Annotated in this window: 8 protein-coding genes; 7 read left to right on the top strand and 1 reads right to left on the bottom strand. The window is 45.1% G+C overall.

The window, feature by feature from the left end:
• Nucleotides 1-246: 246 nt before the first annotated feature.
• From BW976_RS08650 to BW976_RS08640, 3 genes are all read left to right on the top strand, one after another.
• Nucleotides 247-1,044: a M12 family metallopeptidase gene (locus BW976_RS08650; protein WP_076372454.1), complete on the top strand. Its 798-nt coding sequence runs from the start codon at nt 247-249 to the stop codon at nt 1,042-1,044.
• A gap of 182 nt (nt 1,045-1,226) precedes the next feature.
• Complete coding sequence (dinB, locus tag BW976_RS08645) at nt 1,227-2,417, top strand: DNA polymerase IV (RefSeq protein WP_076372452.1); 1,191 nt, start codon at nt 1,227-1,229, stop codon at nt 2,415-2,417.
• Complete coding sequence (locus BW976_RS08640; protein WP_076372450.1) at nt 2,407-5,352, top strand: DNA polymerase III subunit alpha; 2,946 nt, start codon at nt 2,407-2,409, stop codon at nt 5,350-5,352. The genes dinB and BW976_RS08640 overlap by 11 nt, the downstream gene beginning before the upstream one ends.
• A gap of 241 nt (nt 5,353-5,593) precedes the next feature.
• On the opposite strand, the gene BW976_RS08635 is transcribed toward BW976_RS08640, so the two are convergent.
• Nucleotides 5,594-6,076 (bottom strand): REP-associated tyrosine transposase, encoded by a 483-nt coding sequence (locus BW976_RS08635; RefSeq protein WP_245834663.1) that lies wholly within the window; start codon nt 6,074-6,076, stop codon nt 5,594-5,596.
• A 330-nt stretch (nt 6,077-6,406) separates the two neighbouring features.
• On the opposite strand from BW976_RS08635, the gene BW976_RS08630 reads away from it, so the two are divergent.
• The 4 genes from BW976_RS08630 (at nt 6,407) to BW976_RS08615 (ending at nt 12,533) form a co-directional block, all read left to right on the top strand.
• Nucleotides 6,407-8,242 (top strand): 3-keto-alpha-glucoside-1,2-lyase-like domain-containing protein, encoded by a 1,836-nt coding sequence (locus BW976_RS08630; protein WP_084192128.1) that lies wholly within the window; start codon nt 6,407-6,409, stop codon nt 8,240-8,242.
• A gap of 12 nt (nt 8,243-8,254) precedes the next feature.
• Nucleotides 8,255-10,219, top strand: coding sequence for a c-type cytochrome (locus BW976_RS08625; RefSeq protein WP_076372448.1), 1,965 nt, complete (start codon nt 8,255-8,257; stop codon nt 10,217-10,219).
• 496 nt (nt 10,220-10,715) lie between these two features.
• On the top strand, nt 10,716-11,567 hold the full coding sequence (locus BW976_RS08620) for a ThuA domain-containing protein (RefSeq protein WP_084192127.1): 852 nt from the start codon (nt 10,716-10,718) through the stop codon (nt 11,565-11,567).
• 102 nt (nt 11,568-11,669) lie between these two features.
• Complete coding sequence (locus BW976_RS08615; protein ID WP_076372446.1) at nt 11,670-12,533, top strand: alpha/beta fold hydrolase; 864 nt, start codon at nt 11,670-11,672, stop codon at nt 12,531-12,533.
• Nucleotides 12,534-12,557: the final 24 nt, after the last annotated feature.

Here is a 12,557-nt window from a genome sequence, read left to right as displayed (position 1 = left end):
ATATTTTTCTAATAATATAAAAACGTATAATTATTTTATTAATTTGGTATTTATAATCCAGATTATAGATTAATTATTGATAGTATTAAAAAATATGAACTAATGATTCATAAAGCTATGGATCATGTATGGATCAATTTTCTTCAAAAACTAACGATTTATGGATCAATACACGAATTTCTTATAACCCTGTCTTATGAATATTTGAAATATCTTAAATAATAAATCATAATTAATCTATCACCCATGAAAACAACAAACCTCCTGCTCATCTCCCTGGCCCTGCTGGCTGTCTCGGGATGTAAAAAAAACAACAATGAAGAAACTGTGCCGCAAAAAAGCGCCGTAGCAAAAGAAACGCTTTACGCCGATTTTAGCTGTCAAATGAAAACCGTAACGGGAGGCCCTGTTACCGAAAGCTGGGGGCCTAACAACAAATTATGGACAAACGGCCGTACCATCAAAGTGCGCTTTATTAGTGGCGAAGGAACATCATTTGTACGCGGAAAAGTGCAGCAATATGCCAAGAGCTGGGAAAGCAGCGCTAACCTGGTATTTCAGTTTGTGGCTGATAATGCGGCTGCCGATTTGACCGTTGGCTTTAAACACAATGGCGACGCGGGCTCATGGGCCTATGTAGGTACCGATGGCCGTGGCCAAACCCAATCGGTTAACTTTGGATGGTTTGACAACAATACTTCTGACGAAGAATTCAGAAGAACCACCACCCATGAGTTTGGTCACGTGTTGGGTTTACAGCATGAGCAGGCACACCCCGATGCCAACATCCCATGGAACACAGATGCCGTGTATGCTTATTATGAAGGCTCCCCTAACTTCTGGACTAAAGATCAAATAGATTTTAATGTATTGTGGGTTGGCCCCAGAGCCGGAAGCAACCTGCTGGCCTATGATAAATCATCCATTATGCACTACCCGGTTCCGGCCAGGTTTACAACAAATAATGTAGCCATAGCTGCTAATAATACCACCATTACGGCTACCGATGCCGCCTATATGAAAAAGTATTATCCGGGTAAATAGTATAAAGGCTTTTACTAAGAAACGCGTCATTGCGAGGTACGAAGCAATGACGCGTTTCTTATATCTGATAAATCCACTTTTATTCTCCTCAATAACAATAATTTAACAAAAAAATGGCATAGGGGTTGTATATTAGTTGCTAAAAATATTAGTATTTTAGCGCTGTATTTACAGCAATCAACATGACAACCCTGGCCGACCGTCGTTTTATATCGCATCTGGATCTGGATACTTTTTTTGTGAGCGTGGCCCGGTTGGATAACAGCAAGCTGATAGGCAGGCCTGTTATTGTCGGTGGATTGAGCGACAGGGGCATTGTGGCTTCCTGTAGTTATGAAACCCGTGCCTTCGGCGTACACACCGCCATGCCCATGAAAATAGCCCGGCGCCTTTGTCCGGCTGCCGAAATTGTAAGCGGTGATTTTGATCGCTATAGTCAGCTCTCCCGCGATGTTACTGAGGTCATCCGCGAGCAGGTCCCTTTATATGAGAAAACAGGTATCGATGAGTTTTATGCCGACCTCACCGGGATGGACCGCTACTTTGGCTGTAGCCTGTTTATGAGCGAACTGAAACAACGAATCAACAAGCAGATAGGTTTACCTATATCGTATGCTCTGGCTTCCAATAAACTGATATCAAAAGTAGCCACTAACGAAAACAAGCCCAACGGCCATAAAGAAGTGCCTTTTGGTACCGAGCGGGAATACCTGGCCCCGCTGGTGGTACAGAAACTGCCGGGTGTGGGCGAAAAAACATCGTCGCTGCTGAGGCAGATGGGGGTAACCACCATTAAAATTTTAAGTGAGATACCACAGCCCATGATGCAGAGCCGTTTTGGTAAGCCGGGTATCGAAATGCATCGCCGCTCGCATGGTATTGATGAAAGTCCGGTGATACCTTATTCCGAGCAAAAAAGTATCGGCACCGAAGAGATCTTTGAGAACGATACCATCGATATCCAGTTTTTACACCGCGAATTGGTACGGATGACGGAGAAAGTAAGCTTTCAGCTCCGGCAGCAAAAAAAGCTGTGTGGCTGCGTTACCATCAAGCTGCGTTACTCGGATTTTAATACCGAAACCAAACAGGCGGTGATCAGTTATACCTCGTCTGATGATGTGCTGCTGCAAACCGCCAAAGAGCTTTTTAAAAAAGTGTACGACCGCCGCCAGCTGGTTCGCTTGCTGGGGGTGCGCTTAAGTCACCTGGTGCAGGGGCAATACCAGATTAACCTGTTTAATGATACGGTAGAAAATATCCGGCTTTACCAGGCCATGGATCATATCCGCAACCGCTTTGGCGAGGATGCTGTGCACCGCTCCATAGCCCAGCAGCTCAACGCCATAGAAAAGGAGCGTTATGTACGTTAATTGCAAAACATGGTTCAGCTACCGCTATGGCACCTACAAAACACGGGAGCTCATAGCGCAGGCACAGGCAATGGGTATTGGCTCGCTGGCCCTCACCAATATTAACGGCAACCCCGATGCCTGGGACTTTGTACATTACTGCCGCGAAGCGGGTATCAAACCCATTTTAGGCTGCGAAATTCATAACGATAAGCGCTTCTGTTACCTGCTGATAGCCCGTAATGACCAGGGACTAATGCAGATTAACCGTTTTGTTTCCCGGTATAAAATGGCCGATCAACCCTTTCCTGCACGGCCTGTTTTTGATGAGGATGTTTTTATTATTTATGCCCTGGGCACATTGCAGCCCTATGAATTGAAGGATAATGAATTGATTGGTGTGCGGGCAAACGAGGTGAACAAGTTGTTTAGTGTACGGGTAAAAGATCATCCCGGAAAATTCATCATTCGCCAGCCGGTAACTTTTCAGGATAAAAAGAACTTTAACCTGCACCGGCTTTTAAGGGCCATCGATGAGAATACGCTGCTATCAAAATTATCACCGGATGAGGTAGCATCGCCCGATGAAATGCTGATGGCTGAAGAGGAACTGATGGACAAATTTAGCAGCTACCCGGCTATCATCAACCGCACATTACAGTTAATAGCAGCCTGCGGTACAGCGATGGTCATCGACCCAAAATCCGACAAAAACAAACAAACCTATACCCCGTCGTTAGAAGAAGATCGCCTGCTTTTGGAGCACCTGGCTTTAACCGGGATGAAAGAGCGCTACCCCGATGATCCGGTAATTGAAGCCAGGGTGCAAAAGGAATTAAAAGTGGTTAACGACCTCCGGTTTAACGCCTACTTTTTAATTGTGTGGGATGTGGTGAATTTTGCCCGCGAAAAAGGTTTTTACTATGTAGGCCGGGGGAGCGGCGCCAATTCCATCATCGCCTATAATTTAAAAATAACCGATGTCGATCCCATCAAACTGGATCTCTACTTTGAGCGTTTCCTGAATAAATTCCGCACCTCACCGCCCGATTTTGATATGGATTTTAGTCATAAGGACAGGAACGAGATCATCAGTTATATTTTTGAAAAATACGGTGAAAATCATGTGGCTTTGCTGGGCATGCACGGTACTTTTCAACGGCGGGCCGCCATCCGCGAATTGGGTAAAGTGCTGGGGCTGCCTAAAGAAGAAATAGATACCCTGGTAAAAAACCGGAATGCCACTTTGAAGGAAGATAGCATACAAAAAGTTATCCTGAAATATGCCGCCCTCATGCAGGATTTTCCGAACCACCTGAGCATACATGCCGGGGGGATGCTGATATCCGAAGAACCCATCTACCAATATACCGCGTTGGAAATGCCGCCAAAAGGTTTTGCGACCTCGCAGATCGATATGTTTGGTGCCGAGCGGGTGGGGCTTATTAAGTTGGATATATTGAGTCAGCGGGGATTGGGACACATTAAGGATACCATACAACTGGTTAAACAAAATAAAGGTATCGATATAGATATTACCCGGGTTGATGATTTTATGAAAGACCCGCTGGTGGCCGACAGGATTCGCCGGGCCGATACCATAGGCTGCTTTTATATCGAAAGCCCGGCCATGCGCCAGTTGCTCATGAAGCTGGAGTGTGGTGATTATCTCACGCTGGTGGCAGCCAGTTCTATCATCAGGCCGGGTGTGTCGCAATCGGGTATGATGAAGGCCTATATTTACAATTACCACAACCAGGATAAAGTACAATACCTGCATCCCAAAATGGAAGAGCTGCTGAAAGAAACCTTTGGCATTATGGTGTACCAGGAAGATGTGATCAAGATAGCGCACCACTTTGGCGGTCTGGATATGGCCGAAGCGGATATCCTGCGCAGGGCCATGTCGGGCAAGTACCGGGGTAATGAAGAAATGATCAGGATCGAGGGTAAGTTCTTTAGTAACTGTAAAGAGAAAGGTTATCCGGCTCACATCAGCAGGGAGGTTTGGCGGCAGATAGCCAGCTTTAGCGGTTATTCGTTCAGCAAGGCGCATTCGGCTAGTTTCGCGGTGGAGAGCTACCAGAGCCTTTACCTCAAAACCTATTTCCCGATGGAGTTTATGGTAGGGGTGATCAATAACTTTGGTGGCTTTTACCGTACCCCCTTCTATTTTCACGAGTTAAAACGAACCGGCGCGCACCTGCATGCACCCTGCGTAAACCAAAGCGATACTTATACCAATATTAAAGGTACAGATGTGTATGTTGGCCTGGTGCATATTGAACGACTAACCGCCAGCTTGCTGGAGGCCATTATTACCGAACGCCAACATCATGGCCCATACCTCACGATGGAAGATTTTATGGAACGCACCCAACCCGGCATGGAGCAGCTGAATATCCTGATCCGGATTGGAGCGCTGCGTTTTACCGGCACCAGCAAACAGGAATTGCTGTGGCGTGCCAACTTTTTTCAGAAACAACAGGAAGAGCAGCCCGTTACCGTGGCCCTGTTTCATGAGCCTGTGGCTGATTTTAAATTGCCTGCGTTGAGCAGTCGCCCGCTGCAGGATGCTTTTGACGAGATAGAAATCCTGGGTTTTGCGCTTACAGATATCTTTCCGATGGTTGATGACGATCAGCAGGGCCTCACTTATGTAAAAGACTTGCCCAACAAGCTAGGGCAAACGGTGAAGATACTGGGGCAACTGGTGGCTATCAAAGAATCAAACACCATTAAGCACGAGATCATGAATTTTGGTACTTTCCTTGACCCCCACGGTGATTGGCTCGACACCGTACACTGGCCCGAATCATTAAAGCGCTATACTTTCCAGGGCGACGGATTTTACCGGATGACCGGCAAAGTAGTGGAAGAATTTGGCGTGTACGCCGTTGAGGTATGGGAAATGCACAAAATAGGCTTCAAAATGGAAATGCTACAATGGGGGTAGGGGGAAAGAGGTTAGAATCAAGAGATAAGAGTCAGGAATCAAGAAAAAAGAAAAAGACCGGTCATGCCGAACTTGTTTCGGCATCCCATATGCTAAGTATGCAACATGATAGTTAACCTGTCCTATGGGATCCTGAAACAAGTTCAGGATGACTTCTTATTGCTCTGCATTGCTGCCGCGAGTTTAGCGCAGCGTAACTCGTGGTGTAGCATGGAGTAAGCTTCCAGCTTACGAAACCAAATCAGCCCATTAAAACAATGTCAATCAACCCTCTGCCTCCGGCATAATCCCTTGCACTGCTATAAAGGTAATGCTCAGACTCCTCAACCCAGCCCGCAGTTACGGGATTATTATGCAGATAATCAAGTTTTTGATTAATGGCCTCATTACTCCATAACTCAATAGGATGATTGCCTTGTTGCCAAAATTGATATTGTTCATTATTTGAATTCGCTTTACCTGCCCGTCCAAAAAGCCAAAGCATCCATTCGCGTCTGCTTTCCTGAATATTTTCGTCGATGGCTTTTATGAGGGTTTTTGAGGTGTGCCTTTTTATATCTCTTAAAATATCCTGCATCGGTTTATCATTTGTACCGATGATCAAGTGAATATGATTGCTCATGATCACCCATGCGTATAATTGAAGTCCTTTATGTGCGATGCAGTATTTGAGGCTGTCGATAATGATCTCTTTATATTCTCGTCTTGTAAATCGTCTATCCATCTTATTACAGTAAAAGTCACAAAATAAGGTCGTTCCTGATCGTGGAATTTATAATTGCTGCTCATTGGGGAGTTAAGATAGTAAAGTTGGGGTAAAGCTGAAAGCTTTACCATGTTATACCACGAGTTACACTGCGTTAAACTCGCGGTAGCTCTGTTAGTTCCGAAAGATTAGAGCAAATACTTCGCATTTAAGCAAATGTGAAATTAAATTCAGCTTATTTTTTAATTTTTCGCAATCGATTGTTAAAAATAATTATCTTGGCATTACCAGTATAAGTCGGGTACCATTATACCCCATAGTCAATAAACCATATTATATTAAAAATCGATGGATTGCTTTAATCAATTTCCTAAACTATCCGGCCGGAAAAAGTTTTGGATAGTGTGTTTTTGCCTGTTGGGTTACCAGCAACTCAGGGCGCAAAACGTGGTATCTCTTAATGATCTTTCTTTTTTCGATAACCCCTCATCAAATTGGAAAGTTGCAGCCGGTGCACAGGCCGATATGGTGCAGGATGAAGTTTTAACTGTTAAAGATGGTACCGGAATCTTGGTGAACCTGCCAGGCAAAAAGGGCGCGAAAGACCTGTTTACCAAAACTGTTTATGGTGATGCCGATCTGGAGCTTGATTATATGATGGCCAAAGGATCAAACTCCGGCATCTATTTGCAGGGCCGTTATGAAATTCAGCTTTTGGATAGCTGGGGAACAGTAAATCCTAAATCGGGTGATAACGGTGGTATTTATGAGCGCTGGGATGATAGCAAACCAGATGGGCAGCAAGGTTATGATGGCCATGCGCCAAGGCAAAATGCCAGTCGCGCACCGGGTTTGTGGCAACATATGAAAATTTCGTTCCAGGCACCGCGCTTTGACGGCAAGGGGCAAAAGATTGCCAATGCCAAAGTGCTTTACGTTTGGCTGAATGGTGTTTTGATCCAGGACAATGTAGAACTGAGCGGGCCAACCCGGGGTGCTTTTGATAAGGGGGAAACTGCAACTGGTCCGCTGCGTTTGCAGGGTGATCACGGCGCGGTGGCTTTCCGTAATATCAGGATAATCAATTATGATAAACCGCAGCCTATGCTTTCGAACCTGAAATATTGGGTTTACAAAGGCGGGGATATTACCATGGATGAATATAAGAAGCTAAAGCCCGAGTCGGAAGGCACTTCGCCTGTACTGTCATCAAATCAGAGTAAACTGAATAATGATTTTTTACTGCGGTACACTGGTAATATCCAGGTTAAGGAAGCTGGTGTGTATGCTTTTAAATTGAGTGTGCCGGGGGGAAAGGGTATATTTCGTATCAACGGTACCGATGTTGTCGCATTGAGCGAAAACGCGGGACAAGGTAAAGTACAACTGCAAGCCGGGGATCATCCGTTTGAGTTATTCTATTCAAAAACTGTGGATTGGGCTAAACCAGCCCTGGGACTTACTATAGCTGGCCCGGGCGTACGCGAGTATTTGCTAAGCGATGCCAACGTAAGTAACAATGACCCGGTTGATCCTATTATAATAAGCGCTGCTTCAAACACTATAGTTCGCAGTTTCTCTGATCTGCCGGGAGGTATCAGGGTTACCCATGGCGTAAATGTAGGCAGCCCAGGATTGCTGCATTATACTTACGACCTGGATAAAGGGATGATCGTACAGATATGGCGCGGCGGCTTTTTGGATGCGACACCGATGTGGCATGACAGGGGCGATGGCTCATCCCGTCCGGCCGGTTCTGTTCAATATCTTGGTAAGCCGGTACCCGCTATCGAAAAACTCCATGATGCCAATGCCGCCTGGGGTTTGGATACCGCGGGCACAGGTTATAAACCTAAAGGCTATGTATTAAACGCCGACGATGTGCCTGCCTTTAAATACCTAATTTATGGAATACCAGTAAATGATGCGAGTACATTGATGGATAAGGGACAGGGCATCCACCGGGAAATAACGCTGGCAAATGGTGTAGATGGCCTGTTTTATCACCTGGCTTCGGGTAATATCGAAACACTTGGAAACGGATTATATGCTATTGATGACAAATCTTACTACATCCGTATTGATGACGCGGGCGGGGCTAAACCCCTTGTTCGTGATGCCAACGGCAAGCAGGAACTCATCATTCCTATTCAAAAAAAATTAACCTATTCTATCATCCTTTAAGCTGCCTTGATCATGGATAATACTTTAAAACAAATGATAAAAAGGAGCGCGTTTTTATGTACGCTTGTCATTATCGCGCTGTTAAGCGATATCAAAAATACCTTTGCCCAGGCCGAATCGCCTAAAGAGGATGATTTTTTTAAGATCATGAAAGTGCCCGCGCCCGAAGGTACCATATTGGAGGTTGGCGGTTTGTGTACCCTGCCTAATGGTACTTTGGCGGTAACCACGCGTCGCGGGGATATTTTCATGGTCGAAAATCCTACTGGCCAGCATCCTTTTTTTCGCAAGTTTGCTTCTGATTTGCATGAGGTGTTGGGTGCTGCCTGGAAAGATGGCGCTTTATACGTTGTGCAACGCGGTGAATTGACCAAACTGGTGGATACCAATATGGATGGCAAGGCCGATGTTTTTGAAACTATTTATGCGTGGCCCTTATCGGGCAATTACCACGAATACAGTTTCGGACCTAAAATTGCTCCTGATGGTTCATTTTTTGTAACCCTGAACCTGGGTTTCCCTCCCGATTGGTGGCACCCTAAAAGTTTTGTACCATGGCGTGGCTGGGCCTTAAATATTAAGGAGGATGGTACGGTTACACCATGGGCGGCCGGATTTCGTTCGCCCTGTGGTATCAGTATGATCGATGGCGAACTTTGGTATGCCGATAACCAAGGCGATTGGGTTGGATCGGGCAGTATTATGCCCATCAAAAAAGGGGCTTTCATGGGGCACCCTTCCAGTCTGGTTTGGACAGGCCTACCTAATTCACCGCTAAAATTGACGCCCGATCAATTCTTCGCCAAAAACAATCCGCGAATTGAAGTTGATAAAAACGGACAACCTGTAAAACCGCAGGATGTAGTTAATGAAAAGTTCAAAACCGAGTTTGAGGCTAAAAAAGAATTTCCGGAGTTGCAACTGCCTGCGGTTTGGTTACCTCATGGTATCTTAGGGATCTCCAACTCCGAAATTGTTAAGATACCGGAAGGTGCATTTGGCCCGTTTTCGGGGCAACTACTCATCTGCGACCAGGGGCAAAGTATGATCGACCGGATCTTTTTGGAAAAAGTTAACGGCGAATACCAGGGCGCGGCCTGGGCTTTCCGAAGCGGTTTTCAATCGGGCATAGTAAGACTGGCCTGGCTGCCCGACGGTTCATTGGCTGCCGGCGAAACTAACCGCGGCTGGGGATCGGCAGGAGAGGCCACCATGGGCTTGCAGCGTTTGGTATGGAATAACCGGGTACCATTTGAGATGCGTGCCATCAGAGCCATGCCCGATGGTTTTGAAATAGAATTTACCAAACCGGTTGATAAAAAGGTAGCGGCCGACATTGCATCCTACTCCATAGAAAGCTTTATTTATAAATATCATGGCGTATATGGAAGTCCGCCGGTGAATACCGAAAAATGCCCGATAGCAGGTGTTAAGGTATCTGAAGATGGCTTAAAAGCAAGGCTTATCGTTAATAATTTACGCAGGTATTATATCCATACCATTACGCTTGCCGCCGTCCGCGATAAGGAGAGTTATTTTAACCTGGTGCATCCCACCGCCTATTACACCTTGAACAATATCCCCGAAGGGCAAAAGCTTTCCATGAGTGAAGTGAGTACGGTAAACTCGGCTAAGACAGCGGCTTCGGCAGGTGTTAAAAAAGTGGGGGGCGTTAAAAAAGCTGCAGCGGTAAAATCCGGAACATTGGTAAACGCTATTCCTACCTATGCCGATGTGCAGCCCCTTTTACTGAAAAACACCTGTCTATCGTGCCATAATGCTACAAAAAGGCAGGTTGGCCCGGCATATATGGATGTAGCTAAACGGAAATACAGTGTGGCTGAATTGATACAGCTGATCCATAACCCTAAACCCGAGCATTGGCCCGATTATTCCACACCGATGCCGCCGATGCCACAGGTACCTAAAGAAGATGCGCGCAAGATAGCCCTGTGGATCAAATCGCTGGCTAAATAAATGTTTGGTCCCGCACTCCGTGCTTAAACTGCCGACTTAAATGCGTATATTTGTATATACAAACAGCCCGGTTTTCCTGATCAAAAAAGGAGAACCGGGCTGTTTGGTTAAGGGAAAATACCACCCCAAAACCGACCGTTTGGTATGCAGTTATTTGATAGCCAATAAATTAATACTTTTTAAAGTTTTAAAAACATGCTAAAACCGCGTTGAAATTTGTTAAAAAGTGTTAAAATCGATTTTTTTCAATCATTTTTCAGCTGTTTTTAGCCCGTTTTGAGCAGAAAAGTGTTAAAATTTAAGGTTTAAAAAGTTTTTTGGGATGGAGATCAGACCCGGGCATGCCCCAAAGTAAATTGTAAAGGTCTTATGTCTTGATTCTCATCTCTTGATTCTACCTCCCGCCCCTACATCACCTCTCATGTCCGGTTTTGATGCACGCGGTATATAAAAATCATTTAGTTTTATGGCTCTAACCAAAACCAATTTTTAAACCATGATCAGCCGTACAGATCTCCGGAAAATTGCAGCACTGGCCATTGCTACATGTGCTGTATGTTTTAGTTTGTATAGTGCCAAGGCGCAAGGCACCAAGCCGAAATTTAAGGTAATAGCCTTTTATACAGGTCGTAACGATAAGGCGCATATCAGCTTTATGCACGAGGCTAACCGGTGGTTCCCGGCTATGGCCAAAAAGTACAATTTCGCCTATGACTCTACCAATAACTGGAGCAACATGAATCCGGAGTTTCTGGCCAAATACCAGGTAGTGATATTTTTAGATACCCGTGCCGATGACCCTGCACAAAGGGCTGCCTTTGAGCAATATATGAAAAAGGGGGGCGGCTGGATGGGTTTTCACTTCTCTGCATTCGCGCTTACGCCATCAGATTATCCTCAAAACTGGGACTGGTACCATAATGAGTTCCTGGGATCGGGCCAATATAAAAGCAATACCTGGCACCCCACCTCGGCTATTTTACGGGTAGAGGATAGTAAACATTCGGTTACTAAAGGTTTACCCGTTACCTTCAAAGCATCGCCAAATGAGTGGTACCGCTGGGAAAAGGATCTCCGCACCAACCCGGATATTAAAATATTGCTGTCTATCGATTCTACCAGCTTTCCGCTGGGCACAGGGCCAAAACCGTATGAAATATGGCACAGCGGCTATTACCCGGTAGTATGGACAAACAAAAACTACCGCATGGTCTACTTTAATATGGGGCACAATGCTATTGATTATGATGGCGGTACCAACAAGGAGCAATCACAAACCTTTGATAACGATATTCAAAACAAGCTGATCCTGAATACGCTGCTATGGCTGGGAAGCGGTAAAAAATAGAGTTCTTTAATTTTCGTAATGGTGTCATATTTTTAGAAAGTCGCCTTTTACAGGGCGACTTTTTGCGGCCGGTTTATACCTTTGGGATACCAATCTGTACCTATGAAGAAAATAAAAGAAATTTTTACCCGGGTAAAGGAACTGCAACATGGTGATAACGAAGATGTAACTGATCTGATTTGGCAGTTGATCTGTTATTCACCTAAATTCCCGCTAAGGTTACAGCAGCAACAACTAATCGATGAGGCAGCGCCATTTACACTGGAGGTTGACGACCCTCATTTTAGTCAATCCATATTAAAATTTAATGGTTTTATATGGGGGAACGGTAACCGTAAAGTGCTGATCACCCATGGCTGGAGTTCTAAAGGAGCCGATTTTATTGACCTGATTACCGCGCTCCGAACTATTGATAATCTACAGATTATTGCTTTTGATGCGCCGGGGAATGGCAGTTCAGAAGGTGAATTATCCAACCTGATACTGTTTGCCAAGTCAACGGAAGCAGTGATTAAAACTTATGGCGCGCCTGATGTAATGATTGGTCATTCTCTGGGTGTAATGGCCAATATTATAGCTATTCAGCAAACAGGTATTAAACCTTCGTTACTGATCAGTATAACGCCAATGGTAAAACTAAGGGAAAACTTTATAACTACTATGAACAGTGCCGATGTGCCGAAAGCTGCACAGGATAGGTTCTTTGAGCGTTTTAATGAAATATTTAATGTGCCTACATCTTATTTTAACCTGGCTGATATGTATCAGGACGAAATCGCGGTAAAACATTGGCTTGCTTATGATCAGGAGGATAAAATGGCGCCTTTCCCTTACACGCAGGAGCTTTTAAATAGGCATCCCATTATTGGATTTAAGGAATATCCGGATGCCACCCATGAAAGGATCATCAAGGATCCCAGGCTGATAGAGGATGTTTTGGAGTTGATTAGGAACCAGATAAACTAATTTGTCATTCTGAGCGCAGCGAAG

This window comes from Mucilaginibacter lappiensis (assembly GCF_900155965.1).
In the GTDB taxonomy this organism is placed as follows: Bacteria; Bacteroidota; Bacteroidia; order Sphingobacteriales; family Sphingobacteriaceae; genus Mucilaginibacter; species Mucilaginibacter lappiensis.
This window is presented reverse-complemented; position numbering and strand designations above follow the sequence as displayed.

Excerpts from the sequence above, each read along its gene's own strand:
- BW976_RS08650 (WP_076372454.1), top strand. The coding sequence starts at position 247 with ATGAAAACAACAAACCTCCTGCTCATCTCCCTGGCCCTGCTGGCTGTC.
- dinB (WP_076372452.1), top strand. The coding sequence starts at position 1,227 with ATGACAACCCTGGCCGACCGTCGTTTTATATCGCATCTGGATCTGGAT.
- BW976_RS08640 (WP_076372450.1), top strand. The coding sequence starts at position 2,407 with ATGTACGTTAATTGCAAAACATGGTTCAGCTACCGCTATGGCACCTAC.
- BW976_RS08635 (WP_245834663.1), bottom strand. The coding sequence starts at position 6,076 with ATGGATAGACGATTTACAAGACGAGAATATAAAGAGATCATTATCGAC.
- BW976_RS08630 (WP_084192128.1), top strand. The coding sequence starts at position 6,407 with ATGGATTGCTTTAATCAATTTCCTAAACTATCCGGCCGGAAAAAGTTT.
- BW976_RS08625 (WP_076372448.1), top strand. The coding sequence starts at position 8,255 with ATGGATAATACTTTAAAACAAATGATAAAAAGGAGCGCGTTTTTATGT.
- BW976_RS08620 (WP_084192127.1), top strand. The coding sequence starts at position 10,716 with ATGATCAGCCGTACAGATCTCCGGAAAATTGCAGCACTGGCCATTGCT.
- BW976_RS08615 (WP_076372446.1), top strand. The coding sequence starts at position 11,670 with ATGAAGAAAATAAAAGAAATTTTTACCCGGGTAAAGGAACTGCAACAT.